At 35.5% G+C, this 16,931-nt stretch carries 20 protein-coding genes; 17 read left to right on the top strand and 3 right to left on the bottom strand.

What is annotated here, in order from left to right:
* Window positions 1-10 precede the first annotated feature (10 nt).
* Window positions 11-841, bottom strand: a complete 831-nt coding sequence (locus tag KFE94_07055; protein UTW67864.1) for a GLPGLI family protein — start codon at window positions 839-841, stop codon at window positions 11-13.
* Window positions 842-955: 114 nt separating this feature from the next.
* Here KFE94_07055 and KFE94_07050 point away from each other — a divergent pair, with 114 nt between their 5' ends.
* From KFE94_07050 to KFE94_07035, 4 genes are all read left to right on the top strand, one after another.
* A complete protein-coding gene (locus KFE94_07050) occupies window positions 956-2,380 on the top strand; it encodes a HAMP domain-containing histidine kinase (protein ID UTW67863.1) in 1,425 nt (474 codons plus the stop codon).
* Window positions 2,377-3,054: a response regulator transcription factor gene (locus tag KFE94_07045; protein ID UTW67862.1), complete on the top strand. Its 678-nt coding sequence runs from the start codon at window positions 2,377-2,379 to the stop codon at window positions 3,052-3,054. The genes KFE94_07050 and KFE94_07045 overlap by 4 nt, the downstream gene beginning before the upstream one ends.
* A gap of 65 nt (window positions 3,055-3,119) precedes the next feature.
* The gene (locus tag KFE94_07040) at window positions 3,120-3,659 is read left to right on the top strand and encodes a peroxiredoxin (GenBank protein UTW67861.1); all 540 of its coding nucleotides are present in this window, start codon (window positions 3,120-3,122) and stop codon (window positions 3,657-3,659) included.
* Window positions 3,660-3,662: 3 nt separating this feature from the next.
* Complete coding sequence (locus tag KFE94_07035) at window positions 3,663-4,151, top strand: hypothetical protein (GenBank protein ID UTW67860.1); 489 nt, start codon at window positions 3,663-3,665, stop codon at window positions 4,149-4,151.
* Between the two features lie 34 nt (window positions 4,152-4,185).
* On the opposite strand, the gene rnr is transcribed toward KFE94_07035, so the two are convergent.
* Window positions 4,186-6,327, bottom strand: a complete 2,142-nt coding sequence (rnr, locus tag KFE94_07030; protein ID UTW67859.1) for a ribonuclease R — start codon at window positions 6,325-6,327, stop codon at window positions 4,186-4,188.
* Between the two features lie 177 nt (window positions 6,328-6,504).
* On the opposite strand from rnr, the gene KFE94_07025 reads away from it, so the two are divergent.
* The 7 genes from KFE94_07025 to KFE94_06995 all read left to right on the top strand — a co-directional run bounded on the left by KFE94_07025 (window position 6,505) and on the right by KFE94_06995 (window position 12,338).
* The gene (locus tag KFE94_07025) at window positions 6,505-7,026 is read left to right on the top strand and encodes a ferritin (GenBank protein ID UTW67858.1); all 522 of its coding nucleotides are present in this window, start codon (window positions 6,505-6,507) and stop codon (window positions 7,024-7,026) included.
* Between the two features lie 10 nt (window positions 7,027-7,036).
* Window positions 7,037-7,615, top strand: a complete 579-nt coding sequence (locus KFE94_07020) for a CvpA family protein (protein UTW67857.1) — start codon at window positions 7,037-7,039, stop codon at window positions 7,613-7,615.
* Window positions 7,616-7,855: 240 nt separating this feature from the next.
* Window positions 7,856-10,318, top strand: a complete 2,463-nt coding sequence (locus tag KFE94_07015) for a T9SS type A sorting domain-containing protein (protein UTW67856.1) — start codon at window positions 7,856-7,858, stop codon at window positions 10,316-10,318.
* Window positions 10,319-10,732 carry a hypothetical protein gene (locus KFE94_07010; protein ID UTW67855.1) on the top strand — a complete coding sequence of 138 codons (414 nt, stop codon included), beginning with the start codon at window positions 10,319-10,321 and terminating at the stop codon, window positions 10,730-10,732.
* Window positions 10,733-10,827: 95 nt separating this feature from the next.
* Window positions 10,828-11,340, top strand: a complete 513-nt coding sequence (locus KFE94_07005; protein UTW67854.1) for a T9SS type A sorting domain-containing protein — start codon at window positions 10,828-10,830, stop codon at window positions 11,338-11,340.
* Between the two features lie 43 nt (window positions 11,341-11,383).
* On the top strand, window positions 11,384-11,755 hold the full coding sequence (locus KFE94_07000) for a hypothetical protein (GenBank protein UTW67853.1): 372 nt from the start codon (window positions 11,384-11,386) through the stop codon (window positions 11,753-11,755).
* A 10-nt stretch (window positions 11,756-11,765) separates the two neighbouring features.
* Window positions 11,766-12,338, top strand: coding sequence for a T9SS type A sorting domain-containing protein (locus KFE94_06995; protein UTW67852.1), 573 nt, complete (start codon window positions 11,766-11,768; stop codon window positions 12,336-12,338).
* A gap of 59 nt (window positions 12,339-12,397) precedes the next feature.
* Here the strand turns inward: KFE94_06995 and KFE94_06990 are convergent, their stop codons facing one another.
* Window positions 12,398-12,808, bottom strand: a complete 411-nt coding sequence (locus KFE94_06990; protein UTW67851.1) for a BrxA/BrxB family bacilliredoxin — start codon at window positions 12,806-12,808, stop codon at window positions 12,398-12,400.
* A 178-nt stretch (window positions 12,809-12,986) separates the two neighbouring features.
* Here KFE94_06990 and KFE94_06985 point away from each other — a divergent pair, with 178 nt between their 5' ends.
* The 6 genes from KFE94_06985 (at window position 12,987) to KFE94_06960 (ending at window position 16,894) form a co-directional block, all read left to right on the top strand.
* Window positions 12,987-13,496, top strand: coding sequence for a cupin domain-containing protein (locus tag KFE94_06985; protein UTW67850.1), 510 nt, complete (start codon window positions 12,987-12,989; stop codon window positions 13,494-13,496).
* Between the two features lie 80 nt (window positions 13,497-13,576).
* Entirely contained in the window at window positions 13,577-14,050 is a 474-nt protein-coding gene (locus tag KFE94_06980; protein ID UTW68229.1) for an SRPBCC family protein, read from the top strand.
* Between the two features lie 2 nt (window positions 14,051-14,052).
* Entirely contained in the window at window positions 14,053-14,685 is a 633-nt protein-coding gene (locus KFE94_06975; protein UTW67849.1) for a flavin reductase, read from the top strand.
* Between the two features lie 78 nt (window positions 14,686-14,763).
* The gene (locus KFE94_06970; protein ID UTW67848.1) at window positions 14,764-15,597 is read left to right on the top strand and encodes a hypothetical protein; all 834 of its coding nucleotides are present in this window, start codon (window positions 14,764-14,766) and stop codon (window positions 15,595-15,597) included.
* Window positions 15,598-15,687: 90 nt separating this feature from the next.
* Complete coding sequence (locus KFE94_06965; protein UTW67847.1) at window positions 15,688-15,876, top strand: hypothetical protein; 189 nt, start codon at window positions 15,688-15,690, stop codon at window positions 15,874-15,876.
* A 4-nt stretch (window positions 15,877-15,880) separates the two neighbouring features.
* Entirely contained in the window at window positions 15,881-16,894 is a 1,014-nt protein-coding gene (locus KFE94_06960; GenBank protein ID UTW67846.1) for a pirin family protein, read from the top strand.
* Window positions 16,895-16,931: the final 37 nt, after the last annotated feature.

Below are 16,931 nucleotides of genomic sequence, written 5' to 3'. Positions count from 1 at the left end.
GTTGTAACGACTATCTTTCTATGGTGATTTCGCGATATTCTCCCTGTCCTTTTTTCTGACCGCCTCTATTCATTTCTCGCATTTCCAGTAGTTTCTCCTCCATCAGTTTTTCGTATTCCGCAGAGGTAACTTTTTTCCCTTTTTTAGGTTGAGGGATACTCAATTCTTCTTCAGGGTTTAATATGATTTTGGTACAGATTAAGACCCGATCTCCATCTATTACTTCTAAAATTAGTCCAGGTAATCCATAATACATTTCCGGCCCGTCAGAAATAGGAATTTGTGGAGTATACCATGCTGTGGTTACAATCTCTTTTGGTTGAATCAAAGACTCTCCATTTTCTGAATCCATCTTGAACCCACCTCTCGACATTCTGGTATAAGTTGCTTTATAACACGTATACTGTCCAATTTGCTTGGTCTCTCCCGTAAGTTTCCAGTCAATTTGAGGTAAGGTATCCTGAACCAGGAATAGTTTGCCAAATAATTCGCGTTCGCTGGTGAAGTTGTTTTCTTTGATGTTTTTATACAGTTCGTTTCCTCCTGGTGTTACTACCATAATTTGAATAGAAGCGTTGGGATTGGAATTGTCCAGTTTTTCTTTCTGTTTGAAAAAAGACTGAGTGTGGTCGAAGGTGAGTACGTAATCGTTTCTCATTTGTTCCTGCATCATCTTTTGAATCATTGCCACTTCTTCCGGAGCCATTGTACTATCCAATGAGATGTCCATGTTCTGTTGAGATTTGTAAAAGGCCTTGCCTTTAATTTCCTGAGCCGATGAAAGAAAGTTTAAGGCTAGAAAAGTGGTTAGAATTCCAATGTTTAGTTTTTGTAATTTCATAGTCGTCCATTTTGTTTTTACAAAAGTGTTGATGTCGTTTTCGGCTTTTGGTTAAGTAGTGTTAACGACTGTTAATGCCTTGTTCCATTGTGAAATAAAGACCACATTTGAATTGTGAAACTGTCCAATAGAACTATAATAGGGTTGCTTTCGGTGACCATTCTGATCACGATTAGTATTCAGGCATATTGGAATGTTGTGCATTATAATGCCAATAAAATTGAACTTTTAGATCAGGTACATAATCGGTTAGATAAAGCTATAGAAAGCTACTATGCGCAACAGGTAAATCCCCGAAATTTTGATTTTGACATCACCGATACTTCCTTTCATTCCGGGAGAACACAAATCAGACAGATTGTTGAGGCTTCGGAATTGGACACGGTGACTTCTCGGATTTTGAGTGAAGAATTACAGTTGATGAATCATGATACCATGTACAAGAAAGAGGTTTTAATCTTAAAATCTGATTCATTTCAAGAAAGACATATTCGTCAATTGGCATCAAAAATTATGATTTCAATCCAGGAAGATTCCATTGATCTGGGCGTTTTACATAAGTTGATCCATGAAGATTTTACTGCACAAAACTGGGATTTCCCTTTTGGGATTGTATTGAAATCAACCGTTCCTTCAAATAGTAGGGTGTTGTCTACATATGGACTAGATCAGATGTCTGCAGATTATTTATCGGTTAAAGCATCATCACCATTATTGCCGAATGATGAAGAAATAGAAATTCGATTTACGAATTCCAGTAAGATATTACTTCAAAAAAGTGGATTAGGCATTTTATTGTCATTGTTCTTATCTATTGCGATCATCGGGTCATTATTTATTTTGTTGCGAATTATTAGTCAACAAAAGCATCTGGCAGAGATCAAAAATGATTTGATTAGTAATATTACTCATGAGTTTAAAACACCTATTACCACTATTTCCACAGCGCTTCAGGGTATGGAATCGTTTAATGAAACAAATGACCCCGTTAAGAATAAAAGGTACATTGAGATTTCTAAACTACAGTTGAGTAAATTGTATACTATGGTAGAGAAGTTGTTGGAAACCGCTACGCTGGATACGGATCAATTAACCATCAAAATAGAAAAGATTGTTTTAAAAGATTTACTCGAACCTTTGGTCTCTAAGCATCAGTTTACCACCAGTGAGAAAAGTATTACATTTCATATAAAAGACACAAAAAATGAAGTGCGTGTAGATCCGTTTCACTTTGAAAATGTGATGAATAATCTCATTGATAATGCGATCAAATATGGAGGAGATCGTATTGCGATAGAGGTGAATTGCGAAAACGAAAAAGTGATTATTCAGGTGAAGGATAATGGTTCTGGCATATCACCAGAAGATCAGAAGTTAGTATTTGATAAATTTTACCGGGTTCAGAAGGGAAATATCCATGATGTTAAAGGATTTGGGATTGGTTTGTATTACTGCAAAAAAATTATTGAAAAACATCTGGGTGAATTGCAATTGAACTCTTCATCTGAGCAAACAATTTTCACCATTATATTGCCATGAGTAAGCCAACAGTATTGTTAGTAGAGGACGAGGAATCTTTAGGTTTTTTGATTAAAGAAAATCTGGAAACCAGAGATTTTAAGGTATTGTATGCTCCTAATGGAAGAGAAGCGTATGATGTTTATTTGGAGAATGATCCGGATATTCTGGTATTGGATGTAATGATGCCTATCATGGATGGGTATACTTTGGCAAAGAAGATCAGAGTAACAGATCATCGAACTCCAATCATTTTTTTAACTTCTAAATCCCAAACGAAAGATGTGCTGGAAGGTTTTTCACATGGGGGAAATGATTACATCAAGAAGCCTTTTAGTATGGAAGAACTCATTGTACGAATGCAATCACTATTGTCCAGAGTTCAAATTCACAAAGAAGAAGAGCAGATTCAGATAGGTAAGTATTCATTTAATAAAACAACACAGGTATTAAGTTTTAAGGACCAAAAGCAAACATTAACCCATAAAGAAACCATGTTGTTGTTTCATTTAAGTGAAAAACGAAATCAGGTATTAGACCGGAGTGAAACGTTGCTCAAACTTTGGGGAACAGATGATTTTTTTAATGCCCGAAGTATGGATGTGTTTATTACAAAACTTCGCAAAAAACTCAAAATGGATCCCGATATTCAAATCATCAACATCCGGGGATGCGGCTATAAACTCATCTGCTGAGCATTTAAAAAAGTGTGACAGCTATCTTTAGGTTTTGCGCTACTTTTGCTGAAATTTTTCGGTATATGAGAGGGTATTTGCCAATCGTTTTATTGCTTGTTTTAGTTTTTGTCGGTGTGGGTTGTAGCTCTTCGAGTGAACCAGAGACGCTAAAGCCTGGTGATAAAATGCCATTGTTTGAGTTGATGGATCAGAATGGTGAATTGTACCGAATGGAAGATGTGGTTGGCGAAAAGAATCTGGTTGTTTATTTCTACCCAAAGGATGACACTCCTGGCTGTACTAAAGAAGCCTGTAAATTTAGAGATGACTTTGAGGTTTTTACAGATTTGAATGCTTTGGTCATAGGAATTAGTGGGGATTCGCCAGAGTCACATCAGGAATTTAAAGAAAAATATAATCTCCCATTTACATTGTTGTCTGATGAAGAAAGTAAAGTTCAGGAGTTATTTGGAGTTGGTGGTGAATTTATGGGATTGATCCCGGGTAGAGTAACATTTGTGATAGATCAGGAAGGAGTTGTTCAATATACATTTAACTCTATGAGTAATGCGGAACAACATGTAGATGAAGCTCGAAAAATATTAGAGAAACTAAATCAGTAATAGGTGAAATATCAAAGATTAAGTAATACGGAATTAGAGAATTTGAAAGATGATTTTATTCGTTTTTTAGCTTCTCAGGGAATTGATGCGGATTTGTGGCAAAAGATGAAAGCGGATGAGCTGGATAAAGCCGAAGAAATCATTGATATTTATAGTGATTTGGTTTATGACCAGGCTTTATCAAAGTGTAAATATCTGGAACATGTAAGTGCTAAAGAATTTAAAACCATAGAATTTAGAGATGACGAAGCCTGGGTACAGGGAATTCGCGTGAAACCGAATTCTGAGATCAATCTAAATACAAATAAATTCCAGGAATCAGTTCAGGAAGGTTTAACGCGAGATGAGGTAGAGGTATTTACCGCATCTAAAAAGTACCAGAATATTCGTGAACAGGAGATGTTTGAGTGGATCCAAAAAGGGGCATACATGACCGATGATAAGTGGTTCAATGAGATTACCCGATTACTCCAACATTTAAAGAATCAGTAAGTCGAAAATTTTATTTCCGACTTACATCACATATTTAATTCAAGACAAAGTCCAGTCTTCTATTAGCTAAATCGGCCTCTTTTACGGTGATGTCTACTTCATCACCAAGTTGGTAGATTTTACCTGTATTATGTCCTACAATTCTATGTTGCGTATCATCAAATGTGAAATAGTCTCCACTGATTTCTCTTAAACGAACCATACCCTCGCATTTGTTTTCAATGATCTCTACATAAATGCCCCATTCTGTGACTCCGGAGATCACGCCTCTAAAGGATTTACCAACCTCATTTTCCATGAACAATACCTGGAAGTATTTAATGGATTCCCTTTCTGCTTCAGCTGCTTTTCGTTCCTGATTCGAACTATGCTTACACCAATTTTCATATGTGTTTTCATCCGCGGATGGTTTATGATCCAAATACCTTTGAAGGAGTCTGTGAACCATCATATCCGGATATCTACGAATAGGTGAAGTAAAGTGTGTATAGTTTTTAAATCCTAAACCATAGTGCCCAATATTTTGTGTGCTATATACGGCTTTGGCCATCGTACGAATAGCGAGTTGCTCAATCATATTTTCTTCACGCTCACCTTGAATTTCCATTAAGAGTTTATTCATAGAATGTGCAATATTTTCGGTATTTGCATTGAACTTATAACCAAATGTGCGAATGAACTCTGAAAATGCGACAAGCTTTTCTGGATTAGGTTTATCATGAATTCTATACACAAATGTTTTAGCCGATTCTCCTTTTTTAGGAATTGCAATTCTTTCTGCCACCGCTTTATTCGCAAGCAACATAAATTCTTCAATCAGTTTGTGTGCATCTTTTTGAACTTTAAAGAATACACCAGCCGGATTTTTGTTCTCATCCAATCTAAATCGAACTTCCACTTTATCGAATGCTATAGAGCCATGATCTAAACGCGCTTTTCTTGTGGTTTTAGCTAAATCGTTCAAGATTGTTAATTCTTCTACAAATTCACCATCTCCACTTTCTAAAATCTCCTGAACTGCCTCATAAGTAAATCTTCGGTCAGAATGAATGATGGTACGTCCTAACCAGGTTTTTATGATTTTGGCATCAGGAGTAATCTCAAATATGGCTGCAAAAGTGAGTTTGTCTTCATTAGGTCTCAGGGAACAGACACCATTCGAAAGCACTTCAGGTAACATCGGAACTACACGATCTACCAGATAGACGGAAGTTGCGCGTTGAATGGCTTCCTGATCAATGATATCCCCTTCTTTTACATAATGTGTGACATCCGCAATATGTACCCCAACTTCATAATTTCCATTGTCGAGCTTTTTGAATGATAGTGCATCATCAAAGTCTTTTGCATCTACCGGGTCAATGGTAAAGGTGGTTACTTTACGATAATCCTTTCTTTTTTTAAGCTCGGCATCATTGATAGTCAATGCTATTTTAGAAGCTTCCTGTTCCACATGATCCGGGAATCTATGCGGTAAGTCATATTGTGCTAAAATGGAATAAGCTTCTGTATCTGCTTCACCCACTTTACCCAGCACATCAATAATTTCTCCGAATGGGCTGGAGGCGTCTTTAGGCCATTCGGTGATGGCTGCAATAACCTTTTCACCGTTTTTCGCTCCTTTGAGTTTGCTCAATGGAATGAAAATATCTACTGGCATGTTCACTTTATCCGGAATTAAAAATGCGAAATTCTTCGAAATCTCGATTACACCGACAAAGTTGGTTTGTGCACGTTCTATTATTTCAACGACCTGTCCCGAATGACTTTTTCCACGCCTTTTAGACAATAGCGCTACTTTTACACGATCTCCATCAAGGGCGTGATGAACGAATTTTGGTGCAATAAATACATCATCTTCCATTTGGTCTGAGATGACATATGCAACTCCATTTCGTTTCAATTCAATATTTCCTTCTATAAACTTAGGAACCGAAATCATAGCAAATTTTCCAGGAGAAGTCTCCTGTAATTTACGTGCAGCTTTTAGGCCACCAAGAGCTTTAATCACGATATTTCTATCGCTGGAACTGGTAAAACCTAATCGCGCTGAAATTTGTTTGTGGTTGAGTATTTTATTGGGGTTTTCAATAAAAACATCTAAAATTTGATTCTTTATCTTCTTTAGATTCTTCCCTTTTTTGGAATGAATCTTTCCTTTCTTTTTTCTTCCCATGAAATTGTTTTGGGTGGTTAAATAACTGCGATGGATGAGTAGTTCATCTTCAGATTGAAATCTCGCAGACTTGATTTTGTACTGCAAATGTAAACTTATATTGTTGAATAGCGTTTTTAATGATGATTAGAATAGCATTAATAAAAGGTTATTTTACCTTTGGGAAAAATTAGAATTATGTTTTCAAAGAAAGTAGAAGCGGCCTTAAATGAGCAGGTGAGATTAGAAGGTTTTTCGTCAAATGTTTATTTGTCAATGGCTGTGTGGGCTGAACAACAAGGTTTTGAGGGAGTTGCGAATTTTATGTACAAACATGCCGATGAAGAACGTCAGCATATGTTGAAATTGGTGAAGTTTATGAACGAAAGAGGAGCGACTATTGAGATTCCAATGATTGAAAAACCACCGCATAATTTTGAGAACCTAAGAGCAGTTTTTGAAGAGCTTTTAAGTCATGAAATGAAAGTGACCAATGAAATTAATGGATTGGTTTATTTGACTTTGCAAGAAAAAGACTACACTACACATAATTTCTTACAATGGTATGTAGCAGAACAGCTGGAAGAAGAAGCATTGGCACGTACAATTTTAGATAAGTTAAAAATTATTGGTACCGAATCAGGAAGTGGAATCTACATGTTTGATAGAGATATCGCCCAATTAGTGGTGACTTCAGCAAGTGCGGATCCAGCGGGATAAAACATTCGAAGTGGATTTTAACTATATAGATGCATTTGTTTTAATAGCCCTGGCCTATTCCTTTTATAAAGGCTTTTCTAAAGGTTTTGTAATTGTACTGGCGTCATTCGTTGCGCTTATTTTGGGTGTAGTAGGTGCGATCTATTTCTCTGATATCGTTGCAGAATTGTTGAAAACGAAAACGGAAATAGATGAGCAGTACATTTCAATTACTGCTTTTACCATCACTTTTATGGGAATTATTTTTGGAGTACATCTGGTGGCTAAAATTGTGAATCAGGCAGTTAAAATGGTAGCGCTGGCTCCACTTAATAAAATCATGGGAGGAGTGTTTTCTATGCTAAAAACTGTGGTGATTTTGAGTGTTGTATTTTATCTGTTTGACTTTGTGAATTCCAATTTAACATTGGTAAAACGTAAAACCTTGAATGAGTCTATCGCGTATTCCAATATTATGTCTATAACTGAGGCTGTCATTCCGTTAATCACAAAATCCGATTGGTACAATCCTTCCAAGATAGATGAGGTGCTGGATGATGTAAGGGATACCGTTGAAGAAAAAGTGACTGAAGAGTTATTGAACGATTAGTTCTTTAAGTGCTAACGTAGGAATACATCATATTATTTTATGAGATTATGAGTGAGCAAAATACCTGTTTTACTGAAATAGGTATAATTAACCTTTTTTGATATGTGTTTACAAATGATATTCACGTGATTAATTTGTTTAACCTAAATCAAGTTTCAAAACCTAAAAAGAAATAAATATTTCATAATTGAAATATTTCGACTTAATTTGTTTAATTCTTGCTTTTAAAATATTTAGTCCATGAAAAAAATAATCCTCTTTGTTGGTTTACTATACGGTATGTTTGCGCATGCGAGTTCCGTCATCACCGATAGTGCATTTGTGTATCAACAGATTCTAAACGGAATTCAAAATGCTTCCTATATATTCGAAGGTGAAGTCGTCTATTCCAAGTCTTATTATAATGAAGCGCATAACTATATTTATACTTCGAATATAGTTCAGGTTTTTCAAGTTTGGAAAAGTGGAGAAATTGTCACGTTAAATAAGGGCGAATATGTAGAAGTTGTAACTCGTGGAGGAACAGTAGGAACAAGAACTTTGTCAATATCACATAATGCAGAGTTTGTTAAAGGACAGAAGGGAATGTTTTTATGTAAACCTGTTGTCTATGAAACCGATCCCAATTCATCGGTGTCATCTGCTTTTCAATTTCAATTAGAAGATGGACTGTATTTTGATTACGATTATTCTAAACATTATATATCGACTTCTATTGGAGACATAAATTTTGAGTGTATTGAATCTCTATATGAGATTATAGACCCTAATTATGTAGCTGATTGTTTAGGTGTTTTCCCAAATGGAGTTCTTCAGGAACAGCGTTACAATGATTTTTTGCAAATTTCCAATCAAAAAGCAGCCAATGTAATTGCCGATAATGGAACTATTGTGTATACATTCGAAAATGCGCGAACAACACATAAAAATGGAACGGCCACGTTTGAATTTGACATATTTATTTCCGCTTCGGCAAATAATCCAGTCTATCTCGATAATGCACATATTAAGTTATATTATAACTTTTTAGCTTTTGGAGATTCTATTGTGTCAAGAAATAAGATAACAGTACAAAGAGGAGAAGTGTTAGCTTCAATAACAGATTATAATGATCCAAGTATTTATGATGCCGGATTTAGTGTGTTGGCAATTGGAATGTCAATAACAAATAACCCTCAAAATCGAGCTTTAATTGATTTTAACCCTAAAAGATTAGTTCACGTAAAAATGGAAGTTCAGAATTGTAATAAACTTCCAGATATAGAATTTACAGATGTTTCATCGATGAAAAATTTCACATTTTATACATCAAATCCTAATACACCTGCAATCGGTCCGTTTAAACAAATTTCTTATATAAATGCAACGGATACTGAAGATTCTGATTTATGTTTAATGAATATTGATGATTTTAATCCTAAAACTGTGGCAGGAGGAGTCGGAGATGTAATTACCATTAACGGGCATTTTTTTGGAAGTACTAAGGGTGTGGTCGCCTTTAGGAATGCAAATACAGGAGGACAAACATTGATTACAGTAGATGATTATGATATTGTAACCTGGAATGATTCGGTAATTGAAGTGCGAGTACCTTCTACCGTACCAATTACCGCAACTTCTGTCAGTCAATTGCAAATTCCTGGGAGTGGGAAAATTATAGTGCAACAGGATTTAGGGTTAGACATTTTTGAAACGCTCGATGAGATTCAAATTGAATATTCTTGGAGGAATTACTTTATTTATAATTATAAAAAGGGTAAAGTGCATTTGGCAGGTGTAGATAGTGTATATGATGAAGATGGGATACATCAAAATCTGGGATATTCTTTTATACTAAATCCCAATATAAGTGTGAATGCTAAAAGATGTATTGAGAAAGCGCTTCATGACTGGACTTGTGCCACAGAGGTACGATGGCAAATAGATGCACAAACTGGGGTTTGGCCCGATGTTGAAGATAGAGTTTCTATGATGCGAATGGGACAAATCCAACAATCCACAGTTTTGGCAGAGACATCTGCCTGGTGGGAGATCTGCTCAGGGCCAGGAGGTGAAGAGTTGAGTTTTATTGATGATATTGATATAACATTTAAAAACATCAATAGTTGGTTTTATGATAGTACTGGAACAATAGATCAACCAGCCGGAAAATATGATTTTTATGCAGTAGCTTTACATGAACTCGGTCATGCACATTTATTAAATCATGTCAATCAACAGGACGATATAATGTGGTATGGATCATTACAGGATTTTCAAAACCCTATTGTATGGTGGAGGCGTAAAATATTTTTTGAACCGATTAATATATCTGCGGGATCGGATATCATAGCTCAGAGTCAGCAGGTAGATTATAGTTATTGCAGTGATAATGATTATCCTATGTTTCCTTTGCCCAAGTCATTTTGTAGTGTTCCAATGTCGGATCAACGTTTTAGCGTAGGTGTTTCTTCAGTAAATTTACGAGTGATTCCCAATCCTTTTATTACACAGCCAATATTGGAAGTTTTAGTTCCGAATGAGACTGAAGCGAATTTGCAAATATTTGATGCTACCGGAAAGCTCATAGAAAATCAAAACAATATCAGATTAACCACCGGGAAAAATGAAATATTATTGAATCAAATTAAACATAGTGGTATTTTTATGGGTGTTTTAACAATATATGGAGAAAGACATTCCTTTAAGTTAATTAAACAGTAGATGGTATTTAATAGGATAAAAAATGTAGGACTATTAGTTTGGATATTGTTTGTTTCTTGCGCCATTCAAAAAAATAGTATTACTAAAAATAAATGTGATGATGTTTTAAGAATATTGGTTGAAGAACATTGGGAATATAATGAGGAATATAAGGTTGTTAAAGCAGATAGTTTTAATATGAGTTTTTTTATGGGAAATATGTTTGAAAAAGATTGTTTATCAGGGAAAAATAAGAAAGAAGTAAAAAAGCTTTTCGGAACTCCTAATAAAGTTAGTGATAATAAATTTTGGTATTATATCAATCCGACATGCCATTCTGTTGATTCAATAAATTGTGTTTATTTCTATTTTGACTTTGATGAAAATGGAATCTATAAGACAAATGGAATTCGTGGATGGAGTAAGTCAAATTAAGAATCGTGAATATGAAAATTTATATTAAAGAAATAAGACTCACACTACTATTTGCTATATCGTGTATAGGTGTTATTGGTCAGAATACAAATATTATGGGAGGTTATCCTAATCCATTTTATGATACGATTAATATAAGTTTTGAACTATATTCTACGGATACGGTTTCGCTCAAGGCATTTAAAATAAATGGTTCTTCGCAAGTGGTTCTATTTGAAGATTCATTATTATCAGCGGGTGTTCATGATGTTAAGGTAAATCTTGATACATTACCTCCCGCAAAATATCTCATATGGTTATACATTAATGGGGTTATTACAGAAGGTATAACAATGACCAAATCTCAATTTCCTTTATCAGTAAAAACTTTAGACTTAAATGATGAGGAAGTTTTATATCCTAATCCTACATCAGGAATAATATTTTCTCGAAATCAGAGTGTCGAAGAAATAGAAGTGTATGATTTGAATGGTCGCATATTAGAGTGTTTTAAAGGAGTTGGATTGACTATTGATTGTTCGAATTTATCAAATGGAATGTATCTTTTAAAGATAAAAACTGAAAATGAAGCATATCAATATCAAATAATAGAGAAGATTACCCATTAGCTATTTTATTATGCGCAGTTTTATTTTTTATATGGTTGTACATATGGCAGCTTTATCCCATATTGATTTAGCAGCTCAGAATTCTGTAGGAGATTGTGATAAGAAATTGGAAGCTTTTGTTGAAAATTATTGGCAGTTTGATACGAATGGCTTGGTGATATTGATCCAAGAAGAGACAGAAAAATTCTGTTCAGATATGTTACCAGAGAATAAATGTTTAGAGGGTAAAAACAAAGAAGAAATAAAACATTTTTTTGGAGAATCCCATCAGGTAAGGTTGAATAAATTTATGTATTACACCATTGGAACATGTTTTACTGAAAACTCGGAATACTGTATGTATATTCATTTCGACTTTGATGAAAATGGGGTATATCAGACTATTGGGGTGAGTGGATGGTTTAAATCTCATTAAAAATAAGATGATGAATAGATTAAAAACTATAGTATTAATTATTGGGTTATTACTTTCCTTAAGCAATGTGAGAACACAGAACATTGATACTATGTACGTCTATCCGAATCCTACAGCAGACCAATTAAATGTCCATATCAAAGTGTCATTTGGGAGATATAATTTGGATTTATATGATATAGTTGGTAGAAATTTATTTTCCCCAATAAACGACTCTATTATTTGGCCGGGAAAACATGAATTTAATTACGATATTTCTTTTTTAAAAACAGGTCTGTATTTATTAAGGCTAGAATCCAATACTGGAGAAAGTATGGTGGTTAAAGTGATAAAAAAAACACCAGTTGCGGTTGCTGAGCTTATTCAACCTAAAACATTTATATACCCAAATCCAGCCCGTCATATTATTCATGTTCCAGATGGACAAAAAGCACTTAGGGTATTTGATACGTCTGGAAAGCAAGTTTTGTTTATATCGCAACCAACTTCCATTGTTGATATATCTGGTTTAGAAAATGGATTGTATCTGGTAGAATTAGTAGGGAAATCTACAGAGAGGACTCTACTTCAAATTGAAAAATAGTATCATAAAAAAAGCGTCTGAGAATCCTCAGACGCTTTTGAAATCTTTCGTTTTTAATTTTAACAAAAAGCATCAAATGCAGCTGCTAAATTTTCAGCAATTGTTTCCGCACTATTTCCTTCAATGTGATGGCGCTCTAAAAAGTGAACCAATCTACCATCTTTAAATACCGCCATAGATGGAGATGATGGAGGGTAAGGTAACATAAACTTACGCGCCTGAGCAGTAGCTTCAGCATCCACACCTGCAAATACGGTCAATAATCTATCCGGAGTTTTATCGTTCGTAATTGCAATTCTGGCAGCCGGTCTTGCGCTACCCGCTGCACAACCACATACAGAATTGATCACCACAAAAGCAGTTCCGTCTTTTTTAAGCTCTTCGTTTACTGCATCCGCAGTCGATAATTGTGTGAACCCTGCTTCGGTTAATTCCTCAGCCATTGGTTTTGTTAATTCAGGAGGATACATAATCTCTTATTTTTAGGACTCCCGTTGAGAGTCGTTCGTGTTTAAATTCAATCTATGCAAATGTAGAGAAAATAGAATTGGGCTGTTCTAAAAAAATGTTATTCAGCGATTGGTGAATTTTATGTTTCTTGAACTTATTAGGAGCTATAGGGTGAGGATTTTCTTATTTTGCGGTTCTATGGAGCAGTCAGAAAAAATCAAACAGATTATAAAGACCCTGGATTTAGAACCACATCCTGAAGGAGGTTATTTTAAAGAAACTTATCGAAGTCAGGGAAAGTTAAACCCGCAAGAGTCGGGGTTAAGAATAGAAGGTGAGAGAAATTTTTCAACTTGTATTTATTTCCTTTTGACTGCAGGTAATTTTTCTGCGTTTCATAGAATCCAACAAGATGAGATTTGGCACTTTTATGATGGGGCACCTATTGATTTACATATTATTTCCAAAGAAGGTGTCTATAAAAAAATTAAGATAGGCCGCGATTTTTCCAATGGAGAAGTGCCACAATATGTAGTAAGCGCTGGTGATTGGTTTGCATCTGAAGTGGCATCTGATGGAGCGTTCTCATTAGCTGGTTGTACGGTTGCTCCAGGTTTTGATTTTAGAGATTTTGAGTTGGCTGTCACAGATCAATTGACTTTGGAATATCCGAATCATGCGAAAATCATATCGAGATTAACGCGTTAAGCAAGATACCTCTTTAGGAATAAGTTACCCTAAAATCCATTTTGTTTAATATTTTTGCAAATAAGTTAGACAAAATGAAGATGGCATTTGATCAGTTTACGAATACACAGAAAGTCAACGCTTCCATGGAAGAAGTATGGGACTTTATTTCTTCGCCAAAAAATCTAAAAGAAATCACTCCCGATTATATGGGTTTCGATATTACAAGTAAATCGTTACCGGAAAAGATGTATGCCGGAATGATTATTAGTTATTTGGTTAGGCCGGTTTTGGGAATTGAAACACAATGGGTCACTGAAATAACTCATGTGGAAGATCATAAGTTTTTTGTAGATGAACAACGTGTAGGGCCATATAAAATGTGGCATCATCAGCATCATATTGAACCGATTGAAAATGGAGTGTTAATGAAAGATATTGTTTCATATCAGCCACCCTTCGGTATTATTGGGGCTATGGCAAATCGAATGATGATTCGTCCCAAATTGAATGAAATATTTAATTACCGCACACAAGCCATTGAAAAAAGGTTTGGAGTGTATAAATCGAACTAAGTATGCATTTTACAAAATCAGATATTGAATACCTGGATCACGTGAGACGCTTAAATATCATGAACTCGATTTCTGGGATAAAATCAGTCAATATGATTGGAACTGTATCTCAGGATGGAGTTCCAAATCTGGCGGTTTTTAGTTCGGTGGTACATTTGGGTTCAAGCCCTGCTTTAATGGGGTTTATTTTACGTCCCAAACATGAAGTTATTAGAGATACCTATGAGAATATTAAGGAGACCGGAATGTTTACGATAAATCATGTACATCAGGGTATTATCAAGCAATCTCATTATACCTCAGCAAAGTTTGAAGCCGATGTTTCTGAATTTGAAATGTGTAATCTGAACGAGGAATATCTAGAAGGTTTTAAAGCACCGTTTGTTTTAGAGTCTCGGATAAAAATAGGGTTGTCTTTTAAAGAAGAAATTGACATAAAAAGTAATCAAACCACTTTGATTGTTGGTGAGGTAGCGCATTTGATGATTCCAAATGAAGCTGTGGCAGCCAATGGTTATGTGGATTTAGAGATGACCCAAAATGTTGGTGTATCCGGACTCAATAGATATTATGCTTTGAATCGAATGATGGACTTACCTTATGCCAGACCACACCAGTTGCCTAAATGGGAATAGGGTTTACCTAAGTCCGGGCTAATTTTTTTATAGATAAAACCCTTTGATGTAAATTTCCGTCACATTAAAAACTGATCTATGAAAAATACATTTCTTACTTTTTTAGTTATGGCCTTTTTAGGGCTGTTTACAAATTCACTACAGGCTAAATCTGTTGTGGATGACGCCAAAAAAAACGGGGTAAAATTCGTTTTACAGGCCAACGAGGCATCGCCTTATAATATCCTGATCAAAGATATCGTATCAGAGTATTGGACATTTTCTGATTATACATTCATCACATTTGAAGAATATCAGGCATATACCGGAGATGAAGAAGATTATGTGATGGGGGTATTTGAAATCAATATTGAAACTGAAGCAGGTAGCGGAACAGCTGATATTTTGGTATGTTACAATCAACATAAACATATCACGCAAAAGAAAAATAAGATTACGGCCAAACCTGTTGTCGTTGAAGATTTTATTCCAGCAGAAGCCTTTGAAAGTGAAAACCTGGAAGCCATCCTAACTCGACTGATTAAAAGTCAGAATGTGAAATTCACAAAAACTTACAATGGAGAAAAATTAAATATTCCAACAACTAGTTACAGCTATTTGAAATCAAAAAAATCTGAAGTGGGTACATATCCTATTTATATTTTGAAATCGGATGTGGCCTTAGAGAAAAAGGATATGGATAAGATTGGGAATTCCAATATGAAAGTGGTTACACAAGAAGAAATAGATGAGGCGGTTTTATCCGGAAAAAAAGTATTGATTTACTTTAATACCCCATACCTTTTTGGCCAATCTATCAAAACGTTGGTAAATGCAGATTCCGGAGAGTGTATGGTTTATGTGATGAATCGGGATATGGATTATTACAATAAATCCATATTGAAAAATGTATTAAAGCAATTGGCTCCATAATTCATTGATCCATAATTTTTTGTAGAAATGCCTTTACTTTAAATTAGAGTAAAGGCATTTTTTTATCTTTACAAAAAATCAATATAAGCTATGGCAGAAAATACAAAAAGTGGATCACAAATCGGTGGAGTTATTTTCGTAGGATGTATGTTCGTTGGTGGTGGATTAGGAATGTTGATGGGGAATGTAGCAGTAGGTGGAGCGATTGGAATGGGCATCGGATTTATCTCAATGGGATTGATTTGGGCAGCATACAAAAATCGAGAAGAAGGGTTATAGACGGATGAGAGATGTAATACGGGTATTTAAATTAGGATTCCCATGGGAAACGCAGGACCCGTTTTTATTTTGTGCGCATCATGCAGATGCATATCCAAAAGGAAATTCAAATTTAGGTCCGGATGCGTCTTTGGAAGGACGTAGACTGGGAGAAGATTTTGTATTGAAAGATGGATGGAGAATGTATCATGGGCAAACCGTTCCCGGATTTCCATATCATCCGCATCGAGGGTTTGAAACTATTACGATTACGACCGAAGGAACGGTAGATCATGCAGATTCTTTAGGCGCTTATGGCAGGTTTGGTGATGGTGATGTACAATGGATGACTGCAGGAAAAGGTGTACAGCATTCTGAAATGTTTCCTTTGCTGAATCAAGATCAAGGTAACCCGTTAGAGATTTTTCAAATTTGGCTCAACCTCCCTCGAAAAGACAAAATGGTGGAACCTCATTATGCCATGATTTGGAAGCAAGATGTACCAAAGATTTCAGAACAGGATGCATCTGGAAAATCTATACAATTAACCATAATATCAGGAGACTATAAAGAGTTTAGGAGTCCCCCATGTGCACCAAATTCCTGGGCCAATGAATCTAGTCATGAAGTACGGGTTTGGATGCTTCGAATGGAAGCAGGAGCAAAATGGACTCTGCCAAAAGCTACAAGTGATGTCAATAGGACGTTGTTTTTTTATGGGGGTGATCACATGGAGATTGCTGAAGTTGAGGTTGGATCACATTCAGGTGTCGAATTGAAAGGTGCCAATGATATTCAATTGAAAAACGGGAGTGAAGATGCATATCTGCTGTTTTTACAAGGTCAACCTATACATGAACCGGTAGTCCTATACGGTCCCTTTGTAATGAACTCAGAAGATGAGATTCGACAGGCATTTATGGATTATCAAAAAACACAATTTGGTGGTTGGCCCTGGTCTGGTCATGACCCTGTTCATGGAAGTGAAAAAAAGCACTTTGCTGTGTTTGCAAATGGAGATCGAGAGGAAGGGTTGTAAAATGAGTTTTTAAGATTCGATCTCTCAAAATTCTTTG

It is taken from the genome of bacterium SCSIO 12643, from assembly GCA_024398135.1.
In the GTDB taxonomy this organism is placed as follows: domain Bacteria; phylum Bacteroidota; class Bacteroidia; order Flavobacteriales_G; family Salibacteraceae; genus CAJXZP01.
Note: the sequence above shows the minus strand (reverse complement) of the source record. Positions and strands in the feature narration are given on the sequence as shown.